Genomic DNA, 24,350 nt, shown 5'->3' with positions numbered 1-24,350 from the left:
CAGGGGGCCGCAACATGCCGCTACAACCTGGGCTCTATCAGCATTACAAAGGGCCGCAATATCGGGTATTCAATGTGGCTCGCCACTCTGAAACCGAAGAGGAAGTGGTGTTTTACCAAGCCCTGTATGGCGATTTCGGCTTTTGGGTGCGCCCGCTGAGCATGTTCCTTGAGACGGTCATCGTTGACGGTGAGCAGGTCCCGCGTTTTGCCTTGATTGAGGCTGAACCGAGCATTTTTTCCCGGCCATGAGGCCAGGTCGCGCAGAACCCTGTGCTTGACCTCACCTTGTAGCCACTATATATAGCGGTGCCGCGTCAGGCGCTCACCGCCTTTCACTTCTAGAATTCAGGAATTTTCTGATCCATGGGCAAATCGCTGGTCATTGTGGAATCCCCGGCTAAGGCCAAGACCATCAACAAGTACTTGGGCAACGAGTACGTGGTGAAGTCGAGTATCGGCCATATCCGAGACCTGCCCACCAGCGGTTCGGCTAGCGCCAGTAAAGAACCTGCTGCCAAGCGTGGCAAGGCAGCGGCGGGCGAAGCGCCGGCCCTGTCGCCTAAAGAGAAAGCTCAAAAGCAGCTGATCTCGCGCATGGGGGTCGATCCCGAGCATGGCTGGAAAGCCAAGTACGAGATTTTGCCCGGCAAGGAAAAGGTCATCGAAGAGCTGCGCCGGCTCGCCAAAGATGCTGACACCATCTATCTCGCAACCGACTTGGATCGCGAGGGGGAAGCCATTGCCTGGCACCTGCGCGAAGCCATCGGGGGTGACGACAGCCGCTACAAGCGTGTGGTGTTCAACGAGATCACCAAGAAGGCGATTCAAGAAGCCTTCTCCAAGCCGGGCGAGCTGGATATCAACCGTGTGAATGCACAGCAGGCGCGTCGCTTCCTCGACCGCGTGGTGGGCTACATGGTCTCGCCGTTGCTGTGGGCCAAAATTGCCCGTGGCCTGTCGGCTGGCCGTGTGCAGTCGGTTGCGGTGAAGCTGGTGGTTGAGCGTGAGCGTGAGATTCGTGCGTTCAACCCCGAAGAGTACTGGGAAGTTCACGCTGACCTGGGTACTGCCAAGGGTGCGAAAGTGCGCTTTGACGTGGCCCGCGAAAACGGCGAAGCCTTCAAGCCACTGAACGAAGCCCAGGCCATGGCCGCGCTGGAGAAGCTCAAGGCTTCCAGCTACACCATCGCCAAGCGCGAAGACAAACCGACCAGCAGCAAGCCGTCGGCACCGTTCATCACTTCCACCCTGCAACAGGCGGCGAGTAACCGCTTGGGCTTCGGGGTGAAGAAAACCATGATGATGGCTCAGCGCTTGTATGAAGCGGGCTACATCACGTACATGCGTACCGACTCCACCAACCTCTCGGCCGATGCGGTCGCGATGGCGCGCACTTACATCGAAAGCGAGTTCGGCGAGTCATATCTGCCGCCGACCCCTAACGTGTACAGCAGCAAGGAAGGCGCACAAGAGGCTCACGAAGCGATTCGTCCTTCAGACGTGAACATGCACCCGAGCAAGCTGTCGGGCATGGAGCGCGACGCTGAGCGCCTCTACGAGCTCATCTGGCGCCAGTTCGTGGCGTGCCAGATGCTGCCAGCCAAATACCTGTCGACCACCGTCAGCGTGGCCGCAGGCGACTTCGAGCTGCGTGCCAAGGGCCGTATCCTCAAGTTCGACGGTTACACCCGCGTAATGCCGCAAATCACCAAGCCTGGCGATGACGATGTACTGCCGGACATGGCCCAGGGCGACGTGCTCAAGCTGATCCAGCTGGACCCGAGCCAGCACTTCACCAAGCCGCCTGCGCGTTATTCGGAAGCGAGCCTGGTGAAAGAGATGGAAAAACGCGGTATTGGTCGTCCGTCGACCTACGCAGCGATTATCGGAACCATCCAGGACCGCGGTTACGTGGCGCTGCACAACCGTCGTTTCTACTCCGAGAAAATGGGCGACATCGTTACCGAGCGCCTGTCTGAGAGCTTCTCTGACCTCATGGACTACGGCTTCACCGCCGGCATGGAAGAGAACCTCGATGACGTCGCACAAGGCGAGCGCGACTGGAAAAACGTGCTGGACGAGTTCTACGGCGACTTCAAGAAAAAGCTTGAAGTAGCAGCAGCACCGGATGGCGGCATGCGTGCCAACGAACCGGTCATGACCGATATTCCGTGCAAGGAATGCGGACGTCCGATGCAAATCCGTACGGCCTCCACCGGTGTGTTCCTGGGTTGCTCGGGTTACAGCCTGCCGCCTAAAGAGCGTTGCAAGGCCACCGTCAACCTGGTGCCGGGCGATGAAATCGCTGCGGACGACGAGGGCGAGTCCGAGTCGCTGGTGCTGTTGGGCAAACACCGCTGCCCGATCTGCAGCACGGCAATGGATGCTTACCTGCTGGATGAAAAACACAAGCTGCACATCTGCGGTAACAACCCGGATTGCGTGGGTTACGAGATCGAAGAAGGCAACTACCGCATCAAGGGCTACGAAGGGCCGAGCCTGGAGTGCGACAAGTGCGGCAGTGAGATGCAGCTCAAGACCGGGCGTTTCGGCAAGTTTTTTGGTTGCACCAATTCGGAGTGCAAGAACACCCGCAAACTGCTGAAAAGCGGTGAGGCGGCGCCCCCGAAAATGGACCCGGTGAAAATGCCGGAGCTCAAGTGCGAGAAGGTCGACGACACCTACATCCTGCGTGATGGTGCTTCGGGGTTGTTCCTGGCAGCGAGCCAGTTCCCGAAAAACCGTGAGACCCGCGCACCGTTGGTGATCGAAATCATTCCGCACAAGGACGAGATTGATCCTAAGTATCACTTCTTGTGTGAAGCGCCGAAGAAAGACCCGGAAGGTCGCCCGGCCGTGATTCGTTACAGCCGCAAGACCAAAGAGCAATACGTACAGACCGAAGTGGACGGCAAGCCGACCGGCTGGCGTGCGTTCTACGACGGTGGTAGCTGGAAAGTAGAAGACAAGCGCAAAGAAAAAGACGCTTGAAACTGAACTGACCGCACCACAAAAAACCGCGCAAGGGCTGCATGCCTTGCGCGGTTTTTTTGATTTTGGGTGGGGTAGCTTCGCTACCCATCGCAGCCTTCGTGCCTCGGCAGCGACTACTGGCGGTGCAGGCTGTGTAGGAGCGAGCTTGTCTCGCGATCTTTTGATCTTGGGCAAAAATCCTCTCGTCATGGCCTTGCGCCCTTATCCCCTATACCTGAGACTGCTGTCAGCCCTTACCCCATTCGCTGTGGAGCGCCTTAACATGGCTCACGAACTCTATACCCGTACCAATCAGAAAATATATTTCGCCGGTTTGGCCCTTGAGGCCATGAACAAGGCCGGGGAGGGGCGGGCCATGAATGCTCAGGCGCTGGTTCAGGCTGAACGCGAATCGGCCATTTTTCATTTGTATGGCGCTTTACTCGGCTTATGCCATGAAATCGCCGGCTTTTATCGCTTGCCTCAAGCAAACGCTCCGCGGGTCGAGTTGCTGCTGACTCAAGAAGTTTTAGACGCCATAGCCATTCCAGAGCTGGCAGAAATGGTCGAACTGGCCAGAGCGCCGCATACCTGGCTGGCGCAACTGGTTGCCACTCACGCAGCGTTGTACCAGCCGTTGCAGGCGCCGAAGAAGGTTAAGGCAGACGTTTTTCAGCCCCTGATTGAGGCGGTCAATCTGGAGGATGAAGCGCCCGAAGAATTAAGCCGGGAGACGCTGGAGGAGTGGCGCCAAAACCTCAAAAGTTTGGCCATCAGGTTTCGTGACGGACTAAATGAGTGTTGAAGGTCGCGGATAAAACTGTACAGTCATTCATCAGTCGGTAATGAAACAGGCTCATATCCTGGAAAAATTACAATGGATGACTGATATAATCCCGCGCTTTCGTGGAGAACAAACCTTTATGCCAACGTCCTTTCTAGAAATTGTCGAATTACCAGACGGCCGTATCGAGTTGCGCCGGGCTGAAGACGAGGGGTCTTTGGTGACGCTTAACTTTTCTGAAGATGCCAAGGCCTTTCTACAAGGTCAGCACGTTGAGGTGGCCAAAGCCATGCTCAGCGTCGGTGTTCAGATGGCAGGCCGATTGGCCGAAGGCGAGCTTGAAAAAGATGAAGGCCCGCGCATCCTGCACTAAGTGTTCAGGCTGGCAGGCATTACTGGCAGGCTTGTGCAGGGCGCACAAGCACTGTGGCAGTTAGTGACAACCGCTTAACCCAAACGAATATTCAGGCTTTGCCCGTGGCCGGTACGTGCTGCGCTGACCAATTGTTGGCGAGCGCCGGCAGTCAGCGGGTTGATCCAGCTGACCACAGTATGGCTACGGCCCAGGCGCAGTGCTTCGCAAGTCAGTTGCAAAGCACTTTTGTTGCCGTTGGGTTGCAGAAGCAGAATGCGCTCGCGGTTCAGCCCGGCCTCGCGCAGCCAGCTTTGAGTCAGGCTGGCAGGCGGGGCAATCAGGGTCAGCCAACGGTCGTCTTGTTGCTCGCTGAGTTCGCGAAGCATGGGCGCCAGCAGGTTCAGGCAGTTTCCGGCAGCACCGCGCAGCGACAATTCACTGAAAACTTCAGGTTCGGCGCTCCAGGGTGCATCGAGCACTTCTTTGATCGCAGGGGCCATGGGTTGTGCCATGAACACTTCGAACAAGGGGAGTTGTGCTGGCAGCGGTGTGTGTGGGAACTGCATGACGTCTCCTATTAGCGGCGTATGACGCCGACGCTCAGGCCTTCGATAACCAGTTCCTGCTCTTTGAGATTGACCTCAATGGGCTGGAAATCCGGGTTTTCAGCGATTAGCCAGACCTTGTTGCCTTCGCGCTTGAAGCGCTTGACGGTCACTTCGTCGTCGATACGGGCCACCACAATCTGGCCGTTGCGGGCTTCGCGGCAGGTATGCACAGCCAGGAGGTCGCCATCAAAGATGCCGACGTCCTTCATGCTCATGCCATGGACCCGCAGCAGGTAGTCGGCACGCGGATGGAAGAACGTCGGGTTGATGTTGCAGGACTCTTCAACGTGCTCTTGCGCCAGGATCGGCGCACCGGCAGCAACCCGGCCGATGATGGGTAAGGTGGATTCGTCGGCCTTGGCTTCAAAGCCAGGGATACGAATACCGCGCGAGGCGCCCGGGGTCATTTCGATGGCACCCTTGCGAGCAAGGGCCTTGAGGTGTTCTTCAGCGGCGTTCGGAGACTTGAAGCCCAGTTCCTGTGCGATCTCGGCACGGGTGGGCGGGTATCCGTTGTCATCCAGGCATCGCTTGATGAAGGCCAGGATCTCAGCTTGGCGTGGCGTCAGTTTTAACATGGTGATCGCTCTGTCTTTTTATACAGTGACTGGGATTATATACAGTGAAGGCTTATTGGCAATCCTCCATTTTCTGCCGTCCGCTGGACGGTCATCAATGCTTTGCAGGGGTCGCCTAATAGAAGGCAAAGCCTTGCTGGCGGCGGCTGTGGTTAAATGCAAGACCGCCCGGTCGCAAACCGAACACGCCGCCTTGACTTTTTACAAGTCGAAACGTATGTTTCAAACAGATGTTTTAATGTTTTGTCAGGCGGAGTAGCCATGGCCCAGTCGGAAACCGTTGAACGTATCCTTGATGCTGCTGAGCAGCTGTTCGCGGAAAAAGGTTTTGCTGAAACTTCATTGCGGCTGATTACCAGCAAAGCCTCGGTCAACCTGGCGGCGGTCAATTACCATTTTGGTTCCAAGAAAGCCTTGATCCAGGCTGTTTTCTCGCGCTTTCTAGGGCCGTTCTGCGCCAATCTGGACCGCGAGCTTGAGCGCCGTCAGGCCAAGCCTGAGCAGCGCCCCAGCCTTGAAGAACTGCTGGAGATGTTGGTCGAGCAGGCCCTGGTAATCCAGCCACGCAGTGGTAATGACCTGTCTATATTCATGCGCCTGCTGGGTTTGGCTTTCAGCCAGAGCCAAGGGCACTTGCGGCGTTATCTCGAAGACATGTACGGCAAGGTGTTTCGCCGCTATATGTTGCTGGTTAACGAAGCCGCTCCGCAGATCCCGCCAATTGAGCTGTTCTGGCGCGTGCACTTTATGCTCGGTGCGGCGGCGTTCAGCATGTCCGGGATCAAGGCCTTGCGGGCCATCGCCGAAACCGATTTTGGGGTGAACACCTCGATCGAGCAGGTGATGCGCCTGATGGTGCCTTTCCTTGCGGCTGGCATGCGTGCCGACAGCGGTGTGACTGACCCGGCCATGGCCAGCGCGCAGCTTCGCCCACGGACCAAAACCCCGCCGGTTGCCGCCAAGGTTTGACCGCGTGCGGGTGGGCGCGGCAGCTTTGTTCCGCTAAGCTAGCCGCCATGCCCAACCCAGACTTATTCCCGTCTTGCTCTTCGTCGCTGCCGCTCTGGCACGCGGCGTGCTGTGCTGTGCCTGGCGCGAAGAGCCGGTTGATAAGCGCTTTATTTCTTTAAGGATTTCCCATGAGTTCTGCCTTGCAAGGTTCCTTGATGGTGGACGTCGCCGGTACCTGGTTGACGGCTGAAGACCGGCAATTGCTGCGCCAGCCTGAAGTGGGCGGCCTGATCATCTTTGCCCGCAACATTGAGCACCCGCGTCAGGTGCGCGAGTTGAGTGCATCGATTCGCGCCATTCGCCCGGATTTGCTGCTGGCCGTCGACCAGGAAGGCGGCCGCGTACAGCGTCTGCGCCAAGGTTTTGTCCGCCTTCCGGCGATGCGCGCAATCGCTGATACCCCCAACGCCGAGTACCTGGCCGAGCAGTGTGGCTGGATTATGGCCACTGAAGTGTTGGCGGTCGGGCTGGACCTGAGTTTTGCTCCAGTGCTGGACCTCGATTACCAGCGCAGTGCGGTGGTGGGGACTCGCTCGTTTGAAGGTGACCCTGAGCGCGCCACCCAATTGGCAGGCGCCTTTATTCGCGGGATGAATGCGGCGGGCATGGCAGCGACCGGTAAGCATTTTCCGGGGCATGGGTGGGCAGAGGCTGATTCTCATGTCGCCATCCCGACTGATGAACGTAGCCTGGAGCAGATTCGTAGCCATGATCTGGTGCCCTTTGCCCGTCTGAGCAAGCACTTGGCGGGTGTGATGCCTGCGCACGTGATCTACCCGCAAGTCGACAGCCAGCCTGCCGGGTTCTCCCGTCGCTGGTTGCAGGACATTTTGCGTGGTGAACTGCAATTTGACGGGGTGATTTTCAGTGACGACCTGTCGATGGCCGGTGCCCATGTGGTCGGCGATGCGGCGAGCCGCATTGAGGCCGCCTTGTCTGCCGGGTGCGACATGGGCCTGGTGTGTAACGACCGTGCGGCTGCCGAGTTGGCCCTCAGTGCTGCTCAGCGCCTGAAAGTCACGCCTTCTGCGAGTATTGCGCGGATGCGTGCGCAAGCCTGGGCCAGCACCGACTACCGCCAGGACCCGCGCTGGTTGGTGGCCACGGGCGCCCTTAAAGATGCTCAATTGATTGATTAATGCACGTGTTCAAGAGGCAGATTCAATGACGGTTTACGCAATTATTGGTGGCACGGGGCTGACCCAACTCGACGGCTTGACCATCAGCCGTTCGCTGGCGTTGGACACGCCTTACGGCCCGACTTCAGCTGATATCCAGATCGGGGAGTTTGGCGGCCGTGAAGTGCTGTTTCTGGCCCGCCATGGCCATCCGCATCGGGTGCCGCCGCATCAGGTGAACTACCGCGCCAACCTGTGGGCCTTGAAGCAGGCGGGTGCCGAGGCGATTTTGGCGGTGAATGCCGTGGGCGGGATTCACATGGCGATGGGCACCGGGCATTTCTGCGTGCCGCATCAGTTGATCGACTACACCAGCGGCCGCGAACACACCTATTTCGCCGGTGATCTGGAGCACGTAACCCACATCGACTTCAGCTTTCCCTACACCGAAGCCTTGCGTGAAAAACTGATCAGCGCCCTGGCGGCCGAAGGCTGTTCCTACAGCACCCATGGTGTGTATGCCGCAACCCAAGGCCCGCGTCTGGAGACCGTGGCTGAAATCGCCCGACTTGAGCGTGATGGCTGCGACATTGTGGGCATGACCGGCATGCCTGAGGCGGCGTTGGCCCGTGAGCTGGACCTGGATTACGCGTGTCTGGCGCTGGTGGTAAACCCGGCAGCGGGCAAGACCACGGCGGTGATTACCATGGCTGAAATCGAGCAGGCGCTGCACGACGGCATGGGCAAAGTTAAAGCGACCCTGGCGCGGGTGTTGACCGACCACCATTGATAGTTAATCAGGCAGTGCAGTGAATGCTCTCTATAGAAAACCTGTTGCACAGTGGCGACTGGGCTATTGGCTTTAGCAAAGGCGCTCTTGAACGTGGACGCAAGTACTTTCGAGAAGATCGTGTCGAGTTGCTCAGTAGTGATGACGTCTGCATACATGGCACGTGCGTGGGTGGAGAAGGTTATGCCTACGAACAACTGATCGGTATCGAGTCTGATCTTGCAGGTGAACAGTTTCTGAACTGTTCATGTACTTGTCCGGTCGCCTTTGATTGCAAGCACTGCGCTGCTGTTTTGTATTATGTGCACAACACACAGTCTCAAGAACGGCTGCAAAGGCTTGGTGAGAACATGGGCACTGGCCTGGAACGTTGGCTTGATGCCCTTTCAGACAGCAAGCGTGCCGCGGGTCCTGCTAAAAAAGACAACGACACATGCCTTTTATATCGGCTTGTGTCAAACCGCCAAAAGGGGAGTTGGCAGGTAGAGTTCTTCACGGGCCGACGTCTGCAAGACGGCAGTCTTCGAGATTTGCAGCGCTGCACGTTTACCCACGAGACCGTGCACAATTCGCCCAATTACGTGCTTGAGTCGGACCTTAAGTTTATTCGTCTGTTTTTAGCCAGCCATAGCAACGCGAGCTATGTGTCAGGCGTAGAGCTCAAGGGGCGTATCGGCAGTGAACTGCTTGAGTTACTCCTTGAAACGTCACGCCTGTTTCTCGATGTTGACTCGCAGCAATCATTGGTTGCTTCGCCACCGTGCCCTGCAATCTTCAATTGGGTTGAGCAAGCTAACGGCCATTACCGCGGTCAATGGTTTGCCTCCGGCCAGCCGCTGGATGCTGTTTTAGCGCTGGAACCGCTGCACTACATTGACGTCGAGCGGATGCACGTTGGGCCGCTGCAATATGAGTTGAGCGACAAACTGGCTTGTCACTTGCTTGTGGCTCCGGACATCCCGGCGCAGCATGCCCTGGAGTTCAGCCATCGCATGCGTGCCGTAGTCGATACGGTAGCTGCACCGGTCACACTGACTGAGCGGGTTGTAGACGATATTACTCCCATAGCGCATTTGACCTTGGGAAGCGTTGAGCAGACCTCGTGGCGCGCCCCCCGCCCTTTTGAACACCGTGCCGTGTTGGGTTTCAGCTACGCGGGTCACTCTGTAGCAGATAAAAAGTCCAGCGAAGTACGCGTGTTGTCGGGCAGTGAAACCCTGCGTATCCAGCGCCAGCCAGCAGCTGAAAAAGCGCTTCGCAAGGCACTGCTCAAGGTCGGCTTCAAAAGAGTGATAGGTCAAAGTGCCCCATTGCCTCGCGTGACCGGTGAGCTATTTGAACAAGTGAGCGATGCGGGCTGGATCAATTTTGTCCAATCTGATCTGGAGCGCTTGCGTGGCTTGGGCTGGCAGATCGTAATCAATCAAGGCTTTCACTTTGTACTCCACGAAGTCGGGCAATGGTACGCCGAAATCGAGGAAGGGCCAGAGCATGCCTGGTTTGATCTGGAGTTGGGCATTGAGGTCAATGGCCAACGTTATAGCCTGTTACCGATTTTGCTTAACGTGTTGAGACGCAACCCTGAACTGTTAGACCCGCAATCCATGGCTCTGCGCAAGGATGACGAGCCGATGTTGGTCAATCTTCATTATTCGACTTATCAATATGGGCTGCAAAAGCCAGCTTTGAACGTCGTCTTGCCCTATGGGCGTATCAAGCCGCTGATGACAACCCTCAGCGAGTTGTATTTAAACGAGCATCGTGGCAATTCATTACGCCTGAGTGCTCTGGATGCCGCACGCCTCAGTGCGTTGGACGATATGCCGCTGGTATGGCAAGGGGGCGAGCGTCAGCGTGACTTTGCCAAGCGCCTTAAGCAGTCAGACTATGTCGCAGTGCCTGCGCCAGAGGGGTTAAACGCCACGCTGCGTTCTTACCAACTGGAAGGCGTCAACTGGATGCTGGCGCTGCGTGAGCTTGAGGTAGGCGGCATCCTGGGTGACGACATGGGCTTGGGCAAGACATTGCAAGCCCTGACCCATTTACTGCAACTCAAGCAGAACGGTCAGCTTGACTCGCCTGCTCTGGCGATCATGCCCACCAGTCTGATACCCAACTGGCTCGACGAAGCCGCGCGTTTTACCCCGCAACTCAAAGTGCTGGCCTTGCATGGAAACAATCGCCAAAAAGACTTCGATCAGTTGGCAAACTATGATTTGGTCTTGAGCACCTACGCCTTATTGCCACGTGACCTAGAAACACTTGAGCCTCTCGTCTGGAGTGTTGTGATTCTGGATGAGGCACAGAACATTAAAAATCCGACCAGCAAGGCTGCCCAAGCCGCGCGGCAGTTGCAGGCAAAACAACGTATGTGTCTGTCTGGTACGCCTTTGGAAAACCACTTGGGAGAGCTGTGGTCCTTGTTTCACTTCTTGTTGCCGGGTTGGTTGGGTGATAACAAAGCGTTCAATCGTGATTACCGTACGCCCATCGAAAAGCATGGCAACAGTGAGCGCATGCACAGCCTGACGGCGCGTATCAAACCGTTTTTGTTACGCCGAACCAAAGAGCAGGTTGCCGCTGAATTACCCGCGAAAACTGAAATCGTGCATTGGGTTGACTTGAGCGATACCCAGCGTGATGTCTATGAAACCGTTCGCGTTGCAATGGACAAAAAGGTGCGTGATGAAATCAAGCGCAGCGGGATAGGCGGCAGTCAGATCATCATCCTCGAAGCGTTGCTCAAACTGCGTCAGGTGTGCTGCGATTTGCGCTTGGTCAAGAGCGCATCAGCCGTGACTACCAAGCGGACGTTGACTGGAAAGCTGGGCAGCTTGATGGAAATCATTGAAGAGTTGCTGGGTGAAGGCCGAAAGATTTTGCTGTTCTCACAATTCACTTCAATGCTGGCATTGATAGAGCAAGAGCTGGCGCAGCGCAACGTTGCCTATTCGCTGCTGACCGGTGATACCAAGGATCGGCGCACGCCGGTTAAAAACTTCCAGGACGGCAAAGTTCCACTCTTTTTAATCAGCTTGAAGGCCGGAGGTACGGGCCTTAATTTGACAGCCGCTGACACGGTGATTCATTACGACCCATGGTGGAATCCGGCGGCTGAAAACCAGGCCACTGATCGTGCACACCGAATTGGTCAGGATAAGCCTGTATTCGTTTACAAGATGATTGCGCGCGGCACCGTAGAAGAAAAAATCCAGGCGTTGCAACAGAAGAAAGCGCATTTGGCTGCAGGTGTTTTAGAAGGCAGCTTGAACAGTGGCTGGAAGCTTGAGCAGAGTGACATTGACGCGTTGTTCGCCCCGTTGAAGGGGTAGCGTACGCGGGTTATGTAGGCGCTTGTCTCGCGATCTTTAAAAGGGAAAAAAGATCGCGAGGCAAGCTCGCTCCTACAGATAGGTGTTTTAGCGTTTTTCGTTTTTAGGCGGCAATGGCGCAAACAAGGCGTCGATGTCGTCGTCTTGCAGTTTCCAGTCTCCGGCGATGCGTCCATCGAGTACGCCTGCCGCCAAATCTGATTTTTCCTGCTGCAGGTGCTGGATTTTCTCTTCCACGGTGCCGCGGGCAATCATCTTGTACACAAACACCGGTTTTTCCTGGCCAATGCGATAGGCGCGGTCGGTGGCCTGGTTTTCGGCGGCCGGGTTCCACCACGGGTCGTAGTGGATCACGGTGTCGGCTTCAGTCAGGTTCAAGCCTACGCCGCCCGCCTTGAGGCTGATCAGGAAGATCTGCAACTTGCCGCTCTGGAAGTCCTTGACCGGTGCACGTCGGTCGCGGGTTTGGCCGGTGAGCAGGGCGTAGCGGATGTTGCGTTTCTTCAGTTCGGCTTCGATCAGTTCCAGCATCGAGGTGAACTGCGAAAACAACAGGATGCGCCGACCCTCGGCAAACAGTTCTTCAAGCATGGTCATCAAGCTGTCCAGCTTGCCCGAGGTGCTGCCTTTTTTCGGCGGGGTGTTGCTGACCAGGCGCAGGTCGCAGCACACCTGGCGCAGCTTGAGCAGCGCTTCGAGAATGATGATCTGGCTACGGCCTACGCCTTTGCGGGTGATTTCGTCGCGGACCTTTTTATCCATCGCCAGGCGCATGGTTTCGTACACATCACGCTGGGCTTCGTTGAGGTCGACCCAATGGATGATCTCGGTTTTCGGCGGCAGCTCGGTGGCGACTTGCTCTTTGGTGCGGCGCAATAAAAACGGCTTGATCCGTGCATTCAGGTGCTGCAACCGCTCATCGCTGCCCTGGCGCTCAATCGGCACCCGGTAGTTGTGGTTGAAGGTTTTAATGTCGCCCAACCATCCGGGGAGCAAGAAGTGAAACAGTGACCAGAGTTCGCCCAGGTGGTTTTCCAGCGGTGTGCCGCTCAGGCACAGGCGCTGGCGGGCCACCAGCTCGCAGGCAGCCAGTGACGCCTTGCTGCCGGGGTTCTTGATGTACTGCGCTTCATCGAGGATCAATACGTGCAGCGCCAATTTGGCCAGTTGCTCACTGTCTTTGGGCAGCAGCGCGTAGGTGGTGAGGATCAGGTCGTAGTCGTTGAGGTGGTCGAAGTGTTTTTTGCGTGTTGCGCCCACCAGCGCCAGCACCTTGAGTTGCGGGGTGAAGTGCGCGGCTTCGTCCAGCCAGTTGGGGATCAGGCTGGTGGGCATTACGACCATGGCCGGGCGGTCAAGGCGTCCGGCATTTTTCTCGCAGAGAATATGCGCCAGTGTTTGCAGGGTTTTACCCAGGCCCATGTCGTCCGCAAGAATGCCGCCGACTTCAAGCTGGCGCAGTGACTGCATCCAGCTCAACCCTTCCAGTTGATACGGGCGCAGGTTGGCATTGAGCCCTTCGGGGGCGTCGACGCTGAAGTCTTTGATGTCGCGCAGGCGTTGGGCAAATCCACGGATGTGTTCGCCGCCTTCCCAGCGCAAGGGCATGGCGTCCAGCGCATTGAGTCGCGGGGCGTCAGCACTTTTGATACGCAGTGCGGTGGCGCCCGGCTCACCCAGATAGAACTCGTCCAGGGTCGCCAGCACCGGTTTCAGGCGGCCATAGGGCAGCGCCACTTGCAGCGGGCCGTGGCCGCTGTTGGGCGTGGCCGGGATATTCACCAGAATCAGTTCATCGTCGCGGCGGCGGGCGAGTTTTTCGGGGCTGAGGATGTCGGTGTGCGAGCGCATCAGGTTCAGCAGGATCGGCAATAAGCTCAGGCGCTGGCCGTTGACGATGATCCCCAGCTCCAAGTCGAACCAGTCGTGCTCGGGGGCTTCGTCGACGTTGGCGTACCAATCTTCGATCGGCGACAGGTCAAAGCCGAAATCTTCGTCAATCTGTAGCTCCCAGCCTTGCTCGCGCAGGCCGGGCATCTGGTTCAGGGTGAAGTTGAGCCAGGCGCTGTCGTTGACCATCTCAAACAATTCGCCGGCGCTCTCCGGCAGGGCTTTGCTCTGGCGGGTAGCGATTTTGAAGCCCAGCTCGCGCAACTGCTCGCGAAAGGCGTTTTCGGCCTCGGGCTGGCGTTTGATGCGCAGGGTTTGGTGTTCCTGGCGAATCAGGATGTCAGCGGCTTTGTGCCCGCTGGCGTAATGATCCAGGTAATTGAATGACAGCGCGGCGCGGTGCTGGGTGTAGCGCTGCATTTTCCCGTTGCGCGGTTCGAAGGCGCTGAATTCGGCGCTGGCCAGCCACAGCCGTGGCGTTGGCTGCACGTCTTCACTCAGCACTTCCGGGAGGTTGTTGGGGCGGCGCGAGTCGAGTACGGCCTGGAGTTTTTCCAGAAGCTCGGCGTCCTGGGCAGCAGCGGGGTAGTTCAAGGTGTCTTCAATCTTCAGTAAAACGGCAGCGGTGTGCTTGCAGTTAGTGCGTACAGGGCAAGTACAGTTCGCGCTCACCAACAGCAGAGTGCCTTTGGCGGATTCGCGTAACTGAATGGTCTGGCGATAGGTGTTGTCCCCGGAACCCTGACAACTGGCCGTGATCAGGCTGTCGCCGATCTGCGCGATTCTGACACGGTTTTCCCGGGCGTAGCGGCGGCCACGCTCCAGGCTTTGTTCTTTGAAACGACTGACCCAAGTCGGTGCGAGTGGCTTGGTCAGTCGTGGGTTCAGGTTCGGGGGCATGGGCGTTTCATTGCGCAGGTCCCATTACGATGACTTCGGCGTGAGGCGCTCCAGGAGGGCCTCGATGACATTGAAGCGCTCGTCCGGACGTTCCATCGGCACCATAAATTTAAACAGCGTGGCGCCTTCGAATTTATAGCGGTTGGGCTGGCTTTGGATCAGTTTGATCAAGGTCAGCGGATCAACCGGTGTGTCGGAGGCAAACTCGACACGCCCGCCTTGTGGCCCGGCGTCGATCTTCTTGATGCCCAGTTGTTCGGCCTGCAATTTGAGCAATGTAATGCGCACCAGGTTCTTCGTCGGCTCCGGGAGCAGGCCAAAGCGGTCGATCATCTCGACCTGCAAGTCCTTGAGGCCGTCTTCGTCGGTGGCCGAGGCAATGCGCTTGTAGAGGATCAGGCGCGCATGCACATCCGGCAGGTACGACTCCGGGATCAATGCCGGGACGCGCAGGTTGATTTCCGGCCCGCCGCCCAGCGGCTGCTCAAGGTTGGGCTGCTCGCCCTTGCGAATCGACTTGACCGCGCGCTCGAGCATTTCCATGTACAGGGTAAAACCGACCGCCTGGATCTGGCCGCTTTGGCCGTCGCCGAGCAGCTCGCCCGCACCACGGATTTCCAGGTCGTTGGTGGCCAGCACAAAACCGGCACCCAGGTCCTGGGTGTTGGCGATGGCTTCGAGGCGCTTTTGCGCGTCGCCGGTGATTTGCTGGCGCGGTGGCGTCAACAGGTAGGCGTAGGCCTGGTGGTGACTGCGTCCGACACGGCCGCGCAATTGGTGCAACTGCGCCAGGCCGAATTTGTCTGCGCGCTCGATGATGATGGTGTTGGCGCTCGGCACGTCGATACCGGTTTCGATAATGGTCGACGCGATCAGCACGTTAAAGCGCTTGTGGTAGAAGTCGCTCATCACCTGTTCGAGCTCGCTTTCGCGCATCTGCCCGTGGCCGATGCCGATCCGCGCTTCTGGTACCAGAGCTGCCAGTTCGGCCGCACATTTTTCGATGCTTTTGACGTCGTTGTGCAGGTAGTACACCTGGCCACCACGGAGCAATTCACGCAGCAGGGCCTCTTTGACCGTGCTGTTGTTTTGTTCCATGACGAAGGTGCGCACCGACAGCCGGCGCGCCGGTGGCGTGGCGATGATCGACAGGTCACGCATGCCCGACACCGCCATGTTCAGCGTGCGCGGGATCGGCGTTGCGGTGAGGGTCAGAATGTCGACTTCGCTGCGCAGGGCCTTGAGCTGTTCTTTTTGACGTACACCGAAGCGGTGTTCTTCGTCGATGATCACCAGCCCCAGGTTTTTGATTTTGACGTCGTCCTGCAGCAACTTGTGCGTGCCGATCACGATGTCGATCTTGCCTTCGGCCAGGTCGGCCACAGCCTGGTTGATCTCTTTGGCGGACTTGAAGCGGCTCATTACCTCAACGCGCACCGGCCAGTCGGCAAAACGGTCGCGGAAGCTGTTGTAGTGCTGTTGGGCTAGCAGGGTGGTTGGCACCAGAATCGCCACCTGACGGCCGCCGTGCACGGCAATAAAGGCCGCACGCATGGCCACCTCGGTTTTACCGAAGCCCACATCGCCACACACCAGACGGTCCATCGGCTTGGGCGACAACATGTCGGCGCGCACGGCTTCGATGGTGGTTTGCTGGTCAGGGGTTTCTTCAAACGGGAAGCCGGCACTGAAGGTGGCGTAATCGGCCTTCGGGTCGGCAAACGCATGGCCTTCGCGGGCGGCGCGGCGGGCGTAGATGTCGAGCAGCTCGGCGGCCACGTCACGTACTTGTTCGGCGGCCTTGCGTTTGGCTTTTTGCCAAGTCTCGGAGCCCAGTCGGTGCAATGGCGCCAGTTCGTCATCGCTGCCGGTATAGCGGGCAATCAGGTGTAAGTTGGCCACCGGCACATACAGCTTGGCGCCCTCGGCGTATTCGAGGGTGAGGAATTCGGCCACCTGATTGTCGACTTCCAGCGTCGCCAATCCCTGATAACGGCCCACGCCGTGGTCAATGTGCACCACCGGCGCGCCTTCGCGCAGTTCGGTGAGGTTTTTGATCACTGCGTCGTTGTTGGCGTCGGCGCGTTTTTCACGGCGTCGACGTTGCATGACGCGTTGCCCGAACAGCGGGCTTTCGGCGATCAGCGCCAGCGCCGGGTCATCCAGCAGCAAGCCTTCATCCAGCGGGGCGATGGTGATCGCCAGGCGATGTTTGCTGGCGACGAAGTCCGGCCAGTTGTCGACGTTTTTCGGCCGCAGCTTCAGGCGTTCGAGCAATTCGAGCAGCACTTCGCGGCGCCCGGCCGATTCGGCGGTGAACAGCACGCGGCCATCAAATTGCTCGAGAAAGCCGGACAACGCCGCCAGCGGCTGGTTGGCCTTGGCTTCAATGGCGAGGTTCGGCAGCGGTTGCGCCGGGAAGCGTTCGCGACCGCTGCCTGCGTCGATGTCGTCCTGGCTGGCGACCACGCGTGGCCAGCTTTTAAGCCGGGCAAAGCAGTCTTCAACTGGCAGGAACAATTCGGCCGGGGGCAACAACGGGCGCGACGGATCAATGCGACGTTCTTCGTAGCGGTTGCGCACATCCGACCAGAAGTTCTCTGCCGCCTGCTCGATACCTGGCAGCGAGAACACTTGCGTGTCCCCCGGCAGGTAGTCGAACAGCGTCGAGGTTTCGTCGAAAAACAGCGGCAGGTAATACTCGATCCCCGCCGGGGTGATCCCGCTGGTCAGGTCCTGAAAGATCGGGCAGCGACGGAAGTCGACATCGAAGCGCTCGCGAAAGCGCGCCTTGAAGCGGGTCACGGCGTCTTTTTGCAGTGGGAACTCGCGGGCCGGCAGCAAGCGCACCGACTCCACTTTGTCGATAGAGCGCTGGGTCTCCGGGTCGAAGGTGCGCAGGGTCTCGATTTCATCGTCGAACAGGTCGATCCGGTAAGGCAGTTTGCTGCCCATCGGGAACAGGTCGATCAACGCACCGCGCACGGCGAACTCGCCATGCTCATACACCGTGTCAACGCAGCGATAACCGCTGGCCTCAAGGCGCGTGCGCATTTGTTCGACATCAAGCTTTTGCCCCACGTCCAGCACCAGGCTGCTGCCCAGCAGGAACTTGGTCGGCGCCAGGCGATGTAGGGCGGTAGTGATCGGCACTACCAAAACACCGTGGTCCAGCTCTGGCAGCCTGTAGAGGCTGGCAATGCGCTGGGAAATGATGTCCTGATGCGGCGAGAACAAGTCGTAGGGCAGGGTTTCCCAGTCGGGGAAATGCAGCACCGGCAGTTCGGGGGCGAAAAAGCGTAGTTCCTGCTCAAGGCGTTCAGCGCTTTGGCTGTCGGCAGTCAGGAGCAGGGTGAAGCGCTTGGCGGCGCTGGCGGCCTCGGCAATGGCGAGGCTCAGGGCAGCACCGGGCAGATTGCTCCAGTGCTGTTTACCTGCCGTAGCAGGGAGTTTGGGTAGACGCAGGACGGGCACGGAAGGTTGAGCTCCAAGCGTTGCGGCAAAGAGGCTAAGTGTAACGGCCAAGGGGATGGCTGTCAGTTGCCGTCTTTAATGGAGTCTTGAATTCACCGCTTCAAGGCGTAAAACACTGGGCCAGAGGGCGTTGCAGGGCGGCTTAAAGCCGCAAAAAAGCCCATTGTTAGAAAATTATTTACCTTTATTTATTGGTGCTTAAACGTTTCAGTTGAGGTGTGTGACAGGCGTGCATTGCCCATGTCTGGACACAACTGCATAATGTAGCCCCTTTTTTCAGCCCCTACATGTGGAAGGTTCCCGTGACTCAGAAGCCCGACCAGTGTCTTGGTGAATGGATCGACCGTGAAGCACTCGCAGAAGCGATGATTCCGCTCATCGGTCAGCTTTACCGCAATAACAATGTGGTGAGTTCTATCTATGGCCGCAGCCTGATCAACCGTTCAGTCATTGCGATTCTCAAAGCGCACCGCTTTGCCCGTCATCGCCAGTCCGATGACAGCGAATTGTCCGTGCACGAAACTTTCCCGCTGCTCAAAGCGATGAGCGAGCTCAAGCTCGGCGCCGCGTCGGTAGACCTGGGCAAGCTGGCAGTCAAGTTCAAGGCTGAAGGCAATGGCCGTACGGCCGAGCAGTTTGTTCGCGAAGAACTGGCCGATGTGGTTGGTCAGCAAAACGCTTCTGCACGTAAAGGCACTGACGTTGTGCTGTACGGCTTCGGTCGTATCGGCCGTCTGCTGGCACGTATCCTGATCGAAAAAACCGGTGGCGGCGACGGCCTGCGTCTGCGTGCCATCGTTGTGCGCAAAGGCGCCGAAAACGATCTGGTCAAGCGCGCCAGCCTGCTGCGTCGTGACTCGGTACATGGTCCGTTCGACGGCACCATCGTGGTCGATGAAGAAAACAACACCATCACCGCCAACGGTAACCTGATCCAGGTGATCTACGCGAAGAACCCGACTGAGGTGGACTACACCCAGTACGGCATTCAGAACGCCCTGCTGGTGGATAACACCGGTGTATGGCGTGACGCCGACGGCCTGGGTCAGCACTTGCAGTGCCCGGGTATCGACCGCGTTGTTCTGACTGCGCCGGGTAAAGGCAAGCTGAAGAACATCGTTCACGGCATCAACCACGGCGAAATCACCGCAGACGACAAGATCGTTTCGGCGGCATCCTGCACCACCAACGCCATCGTGCCGGTGCTCAAGGCTGTCAACGACAAGTTCGGTATCGTCAACGGTCACGTTGAGACTGTTCACTCGTACACCAACGACCAGAACCTGATCGACAACTTCCACAAAGGCGATCGCCGTGGCCGTAGCGCTGCGCTGAACATGGTCATCACCGAGACCGGTGCTGCGACAGCTGCTGCCAAGGCATTGCCTGAGCTGGCTGGCAAGCTGACCGGTAACGCGATCCGTGTTCCAACGCCAAACGTGTCGATGGCCATTCTCAACCTGAACCTTGAGAAGCCGGCAACCCGCGAAGAAATGAACGACTACCTGCGTCACATGGCGCTGCACTCCGATCTGCACAAGCAAATCGACTTCGTGAGCTCCCAGGAAGTGGTATCGACTGACTTCGTAGGTTCGCGTCACGCCGGTGTGGTGGATGCTGAAGCGACTATCTGCAATGACAACCGCGTTGTGCTGTACGTGTGGTACGACAACGAATTCGGTTACAGCTGCCAGGTAGTGCGTGTGATGGAAGACATGGCCGGGGTTAACCCGCCAGCGTTCCCGCGCTAAGCACTCGCTGCAACTAAAAACGCCCCGACTGGTTCGGGGCGTTTTTGTGTGCGGCATTTAAAAACTCTGTAGGAGCGAGCTTGCCTCGCGATCTTTTAAACGATCAAAAGATCGCGAGACATGTGCAGGTCCGCTTAAGCCGCTTGCGCCACGCGCAACTGGTGCTTGTTACCGCGAAACAGCGCCACGGTGGCAATCAGGCCCAGCACGGCTGCACCGGTGAGCCACAGGCCAGGCGCTGCTTTGTTGTCCAGGGCGTGGATCAGGTAGGTGCACGCGGCCGGGGTAAAGCCGCCGAAGGTTGCAGTGGCCAGGCTGTAAGCCAGTGAGAAGCCTGTGGTGCGCACTTCTGCGGGCATGATTTCGGTCAGGGCAACCACCATCGCGCCGTTGTACGAGCCGTACAGGAACGACAACCACAACTCCACGATCAGCAAGTGGCTGAAGCTCGGGTTGGCCACCAGCCAGGACAAGGCCGGGTAGGCGGTGAGGATGGCAAGAATGGTTGCGCCCAGCAGCAGCGGCCGGCGACCGATTTTGTCAGACAGTGCGCCCATGATCGGCAGCCAGATAAAGTTCGACAGGCCAATACAGACGGTCACCAGCAACGCTTCAAGATCTGACAGGTGCAGTTCGGTCTTGCCAAAGGTCGGGGTGTAGGCGGTGATCAGGTAGAAAGACACGGTGGTCATGACCACCAGCGCCATACCGCCCAGTACCAGGCCAAAGTTCTGGCCGATGGAGGTGATGATTTCGCGCAGGGTAGGGCGATGTTTGCGGGCTTCGAACTCCGGTGTTTCTTCCATGGACTTACGGATGACAAAGATCACCGGCACGATCATGCAGCCGACCAAAAACGGAATCCGCCAGCCCCAGTCACCCATGTCTTCCGGGCTCAGCCAGTGGTTCAGGCCAACGCCCATCAAGCCTGCGAAAACCACCGCAGCCTGTTGGCTCGCGGACTGCCAGCTCACGAAGAAGCCCTTGCGGCCCGGTGTGGCGATTTCCGCCAGGTACACCGATACGCCGCCCAACTCCACGCCCGCCGAGAAGCCTTGCAACAGACGGCCGAGCAACACTAGCAGCGGTGCCGCGACGCCCAGGGTGGCATAACCCGGTACGCAGGCAATCAATACGGTACCCATGGCCATCAGGGCCAGGGTAATGATCAAACCTTTACGACGGCCGTGGCGGTCGATGTAGGCGCCCAGAAAAATAGCGCCCAATGGACGCATCAGGAAACCGGCGCCAAAGGTCGCCAGGGCAAGCATTAAAGATGCGAAAGCGCTGTCGCTGGGGAAGAAGGTTTTGGCAATGGCCGTGGCGTAAAAGCCAAAGACCATGAAGTCGAACATTTCGAGAAAGTTGCCGCTGACAACGCGAAAAATCGCTTTGCCTTTGCCTGTACTGGAGGCCATCAGAAATCACCCGCTGTTATCTGTTTTATGCGTAATCCATGTTTGTTGCTTGTCCACACTGCAAGATCAAGGCGCACGCCGTTGTACAAAACAGTTTTGTAACGATATGTGTATCAGGCCGTCCAGGCAACTTTTGTTGCTGTTGCGCGTCGGATTCAAGGGCTAAGGGCCCGCAAAGGCTGGCGATTTTTTTTGATGGATGCTGGCGGGTGAGCGAGATGCTCCGGCGGATTTTGGTCTTTTGATGATTTTTGGCGCGCAAGATGAACGCAACATTACGTGTATCACCGCTCTCGTGTTTTACAGCGAGGGCTGCTTTTGGCGAGGCTGACATGAGGGTGAAATGCAAGCGGTGATGTAGTGCAGACAAAATTAGCCTACGACAAGACCAAGGGTTAATGTTCGCCGCGGTCAGGCTTCTATAGACTGTGCCCCACGTTTTGATCCTTCATGGCGCTGGCCGCGACATGATTTAGCCGTAGGTGCCCAAAGCGGTGCCACGGCCTGTTCTGAGGAGTACGCATGGCTGTCTACAACTACGATGTAGTGGTACTGGGCTCTGGCCCTGCAGGAGAAGGCGCGGCAATGAACGCCGCTAAAGCAGGGCGCAAGGTTGCGATGGTCGACAGCCGGCGTCAGGTCGGCGGCAACTGCACGCACTTGGGCACGATCCCGTCCAAAGCCTTGCGTCACTCGGTTCGCCAGATCATGCAGTTCAACACCAACCCGATGTTCCGGGCCATTGGTGAGCCGCGTTGGTTCTCGTTCCCGGACGTGCTTAAAAGCGCTGAAAAAGTCATTTCCAAGCAAGTGGCCTCGCGCACCGGTTACTACGCGCGCAACCGCGTTGACCTGTTCTTCGGTATCGGCAGCTTCAACGACGAACAGTCCATTCAGGTGGTGTGCCCCAACGGCGTGGTTGAAACCCTGATCGCCAAGCAAATCATCATCGCCACCGGCTCGCGCCCTTATCGCCCGGCCGATATCGATTTCACCCATTCGCGTATCTACGATAGCGACACCATCCTCAGTCTGGGCCACACCCCGCGCAAGTTGATCATTTACGGCGCTGGCGTGATCGGTTGCGAATACGCATCGATCTTCAGCGGTCTGGGTGTATTGGTTGAGCTGGTCGACAACCGCGGGCAATTGCTCAGCTTCCTCGACGCCGAAATCTCCCAGGCCTTGAGCTACCACTTCAGCAACAACAACGTGACTGTTCGCCACAATGAAGAGTACGAGCGGGTTGAAGGCGTTGAAAACGGTGTGATCCTGCACCTCAAGTCCGGCAAAAAGATCAAGGCAGACGCCTTGCTCTGGTGCAACGGCCGTACCGGCAACACCGACCAACTGGGCCTGGAAAACGTCGGCCTCAAGGCCAATGGCCGTGGCCAAGTGCATGTGGATGAAAACTACCGCACCGACGTGCCGAACATCTATGCCGCAGGCGATGTGATCGGCTGGCCAAGCCTGGCCAGTGCGGCTCACGACCAGGGTCGTTCTGCCGCCGGCAGCATTGTCGACAATGGCAGCTGGCGCTTCGTCAATGACGTACCGACCGGTATTTACACCATTCCGGAGATCAGCTCGATCGGCAAGAACGAGCAGGAGCTGACCCAGGCCAAAGTACCGTACGAAGTGGGCAAAGCGTTCTTCAAGAGCATGGCGCGTGCACAGATTGCCGGCGAGCCTCAGGGCATGCTGAAAATCCTGTTCCATCGCGAAACCCTTGAAGTACTGGGCGTTCATTGCTTCGGTTATCAGGCTTCAGAGATCGTGCACATCGGTCAGGCGATCATGAACCAGCCGGGCGAACTGAACACCCTGAAGTACTTCGTGAACACCACGTTCAACTACCCGACCATGGCCGAAGCCTATCGGGTAGCCGCTTACGATGGCCTCAACCGGCTTTTTTAAGTGGCTCCGGCCGGTGGCCTGAGCCGGCCGGGGAGACCGATTTCAGCCATTCCCAAGGGTGGCAGTGGCCAAACCGGGAAAGTCTGTAATCAGGCTGTCGACGCCGAAATCAGCGAGTCTGCGCATCAGTGCAGGCTCGTTGACTGTCCATACCGACACATGCAAGCCCTGGCGTTGAGCCTTGGCCAGACGTTCAGGCGTGCAGAGTGTCCAGTTCAACGCCAGCATCTCGCAACCGTAATTCTGGGCGACCTTCAGCGGGTCGAGCCAGGCGTACTCGGCTACCAGGCCGCGTGACAGGTCCGGGGTCAGTTCCAGCGCGGCCTTGAGCACTTCCCGCGAGCTGGAGGTGACGGTGACTTTGTCCATCAGGCCATGGCGTTCAGCCATTTCGCGGATTGCCAGTACGGTGGTGGCAGCGCGGGTGCGCGAGGCGCTTTTGACTTCCAGTTGCCAGTGCTCAAAGTTGCACTTTTCAAACAGTTCTTCCAAACGCGGGATCGGGCACGGATGCACCCAGCCCGGGCCGCCTTTACGCGCGTCATAGGTCACCAGGTCGGCAGCGGTTTGTTCAATCACCTTGCCGCGTCGATCGGTGGTGCGTTTGAGGGTCGGGTCGTGGATCACCATCAACTCGCCATCTTTGGACAAGTGCAAATCCAGTTCGCAACGACGAACGCCGTGCTTGAGGCATTGCTCAAAGCTGGCAAGGGTGTTTTCCGGTGCTTCGCCTTTGGCGCCGCGATGGCCATAAATCAGGGTCACAATTGCTCCTTTATGCAGCATTCACTGCGTCTACAGAGAGGCCGTTGAGGGCTTACTCGGTCGTTGGATCGTCTAAGTCGCGCGCCAGGCGCCGTGCCTGAGCCTGTTTTTGCAAAATATGGCGTGCCAGCAATTGGCGCTGGGTTTCGCTCAGTGCTTCAAATTCTGTCGCTATCCAATAACGCCCGGCGTCGGCCCGGCATTCAACGATCCGTGCGCGCAGCAACAACCCCAATGCTTGCGGCATCAGCACCAGCTTGACCGATACATGGCTATCAACCGGGTACGCTTGCGGGTGGTGAAAGTCGATGCCGCCTTCGGACAGGGTGACTGGCTGCAGTTCGCCGACTTTACCCAGCACGGTTTGCGCGACGATCTGGCTGAGCAGGTCGACGCGTTTGTTCAGGGTTTTAAGGTAACTGGACAGCGTGCGGTCGCGCTCGCTGATCTGGCGCAACAGGTGTTGGGACTCGAATTCGCTGAGGTGCAATTCACTGAGCAAATTGAAGAGCGGGGATGCATCCTGCAACACTTTACCGCTGTCGACCTCGGCGGCCGACAGTGGGGTGATTTCCAGTGCGATCACATCCTCGATACGGTAGTATTCGCGGCGATTTGCTTCATCTAATGTCGACATGGCGAACCCATGATGGCGGCTGTGGTCAGAGTGTAAAGCTGCTTATC

The 24,350-nt window shown here is 57.9% G+C and carries 17 protein-coding genes; 10 read left to right on the top strand and 7 right to left on the bottom strand.

Annotated elements, in window-relative coordinates; all coding sequences use genetic code 11:
- Positions 1–14: 14 nt before the first annotated feature.
- The 4 genes from GHO32_RS09130 (at position 15) to GHO32_RS09115 (ending at position 4,132) form a co-directional block, all read left to right on the top strand.
- A complete protein-coding gene (locus GHO32_RS09130; RefSeq protein WP_048368808.1) occupies positions 15–251 on the top strand; it encodes a DUF1653 domain-containing protein in 237 nt (78 codons plus the stop codon).
- Positions 252–365: 114 nt separating this feature from the next.
- A complete protein-coding gene (gene topA, locus GHO32_RS09125; protein ID WP_153334238.1) occupies positions 366–2,993 on the top strand; it encodes a type I DNA topoisomerase in 2,628 nt (875 codons plus the stop codon).
- A 265-nt stretch (positions 2,994–3,258) separates the two neighbouring features.
- A complete protein-coding gene (locus GHO32_RS09120) occupies positions 3,259–3,780 on the top strand; it encodes a DUF6586 family protein (protein ID WP_048368711.1) in 522 nt (173 codons plus the stop codon).
- A 118-nt stretch (positions 3,781–3,898) separates the two neighbouring features.
- A complete protein-coding gene (locus GHO32_RS09115; protein WP_019408701.1) occupies positions 3,899–4,132 on the top strand; it encodes a hypothetical protein in 234 nt (77 codons plus the stop codon).
- Between the two features lie 74 nt (positions 4,133–4,206).
- Here the strand turns inward: GHO32_RS09115 and sulA are convergent, their stop codons facing one another.
- Together sulA and lexA are read right to left on the bottom strand one after the other, a co-directional pair.
- Positions 4,207–4,680 (bottom strand): SOS-induced cell division inhibitor SulA, encoded by a 474-nt coding sequence (gene sulA / locus GHO32_RS09110; protein ID WP_048389319.1) that lies wholly within the window; start codon positions 4,678–4,680, stop codon positions 4,207–4,209.
- An 11-nt stretch (positions 4,681–4,691) separates the two neighbouring features.
- Positions 4,692–5,300, bottom strand: a complete 609-nt coding sequence (gene lexA / locus GHO32_RS09105) for a transcriptional repressor LexA (protein ID WP_153334241.1) — start codon at positions 5,298–5,300, stop codon at positions 4,692–4,694.
- A 261-nt stretch (positions 5,301–5,561) separates the two neighbouring features.
- Here lexA and GHO32_RS09100 point away from each other — a divergent pair, with 261 nt between their 5' ends.
- The 4 genes from GHO32_RS09100 to GHO32_RS09085 all read left to right on the top strand — a co-directional run bounded on the left by GHO32_RS09100 (position 5,562) and on the right by GHO32_RS09085 (position 11,551).
- Positions 5,562–6,269 carry a TetR/AcrR family transcriptional regulator gene (locus tag GHO32_RS09100; protein WP_048368707.1) on the top strand — a complete coding sequence of 236 codons (708 nt, stop codon included), beginning with the start codon at positions 5,562–5,564 and terminating at the stop codon, positions 6,267–6,269.
- A 170-nt stretch (positions 6,270–6,439) separates the two neighbouring features.
- Positions 6,440–7,450, top strand: a complete 1,011-nt coding sequence (gene nagZ, locus GHO32_RS09095) for a beta-N-acetylhexosaminidase (RefSeq protein WP_153334243.1) — start codon at positions 6,440–6,442, stop codon at positions 7,448–7,450.
- A 25-nt stretch (positions 7,451–7,475) separates the two neighbouring features.
- Complete coding sequence (locus GHO32_RS09090; protein ID WP_048368705.1) at positions 7,476–8,219, top strand: S-methyl-5'-thioinosine phosphorylase; 744 nt, start codon at positions 7,476–7,478, stop codon at positions 8,217–8,219.
- 23 nt (positions 8,220–8,242) lie between these two features.
- Positions 8,243–11,551 (top strand): DEAD/DEAH box helicase, encoded by a 3,309-nt coding sequence (locus GHO32_RS09085; protein ID WP_153338124.1) that lies wholly within the window; start codon positions 8,243–8,245, stop codon positions 11,549–11,551.
- Between the two features lie 87 nt (positions 11,552–11,638).
- On the opposite strand, the gene GHO32_RS09080 is transcribed toward GHO32_RS09085, so the two are convergent.
- Together GHO32_RS09080 and mfd are read right to left on the bottom strand one after the other, a co-directional pair.
- Positions 11,639–14,341 carry a DEAD/DEAH box helicase gene (locus GHO32_RS09080; protein ID WP_153334245.1) on the bottom strand — a complete coding sequence of 901 codons (2,703 nt, stop codon included), beginning with the start codon at positions 14,339–14,341 and terminating at the stop codon, positions 11,639–11,641.
- A gap of 24 nt (positions 14,342–14,365) precedes the next feature.
- Positions 14,366–17,815: a transcription-repair coupling factor gene (gene mfd, locus GHO32_RS09075; RefSeq protein WP_048389314.1), complete on the bottom strand. Its 3,450-nt coding sequence runs from the start codon at positions 17,813–17,815 to the stop codon at positions 14,366–14,368.
- 287 nt (positions 17,816–18,102) lie between these two features.
- Between mfd and GHO32_RS09070 the strand changes: the two genes are divergently transcribed.
- Complete coding sequence (locus GHO32_RS09070; protein ID WP_153334247.1) at positions 18,103–19,566, top strand: glyceraldehyde-3-phosphate dehydrogenase; 1,464 nt, start codon at positions 18,103–18,105, stop codon at positions 19,564–19,566.
- Positions 19,567–19,700: 134 nt separating this feature from the next.
- Here GHO32_RS09070 and GHO32_RS09065 read toward each other — a convergent pair whose 3' ends face one another.
- Positions 19,701–20,984, bottom strand: coding sequence for an MFS transporter (locus GHO32_RS09065; RefSeq protein ID WP_153334249.1), 1,284 nt, complete (start codon positions 20,982–20,984; stop codon positions 19,701–19,703).
- 522 nt (positions 20,985–21,506) lie between these two features.
- Here GHO32_RS09065 and sthA point away from each other — a divergent pair.
- Positions 21,507–22,901 (top strand): Si-specific NAD(P)(+) transhydrogenase, encoded by a 1,395-nt coding sequence (gene sthA, locus GHO32_RS09060; RefSeq protein ID WP_048389312.1) that lies wholly within the window; start codon positions 21,507–21,509, stop codon positions 22,899–22,901.
- 42 nt (positions 22,902–22,943) lie between these two features.
- Here sthA and GHO32_RS09055 read toward each other — a convergent pair whose 3' ends face one another.
- Positions 22,944–23,666: a glycerophosphodiester phosphodiesterase gene (locus GHO32_RS09055; RefSeq protein ID WP_048368699.1), complete on the bottom strand. Its 723-nt coding sequence runs from the start codon at positions 23,664–23,666 to the stop codon at positions 22,944–22,946.
- 52 nt (positions 23,667–23,718) lie between these two features.
- Complete coding sequence (locus GHO32_RS09050) at positions 23,719–24,303, bottom strand: PilZ domain-containing protein (RefSeq protein WP_048389311.1); 585 nt, start codon at positions 24,301–24,303, stop codon at positions 23,719–23,721.
- Between the last annotated feature and the right edge of the window lie 47 nt (positions 24,304–24,350).

It is taken from the genome of Pseudomonas sp. FSL R10-2189 (genome assembly GCF_009600325.1).
Taxonomy (GTDB): Bacteria; Pseudomonadota; Gammaproteobacteria; order Pseudomonadales; family Pseudomonadaceae; genus Aquipseudomonas; species Aquipseudomonas helleri.
Note: the sequence above shows the minus strand (reverse complement) of the source record. Positions and strands in the feature narration are given on the sequence as shown.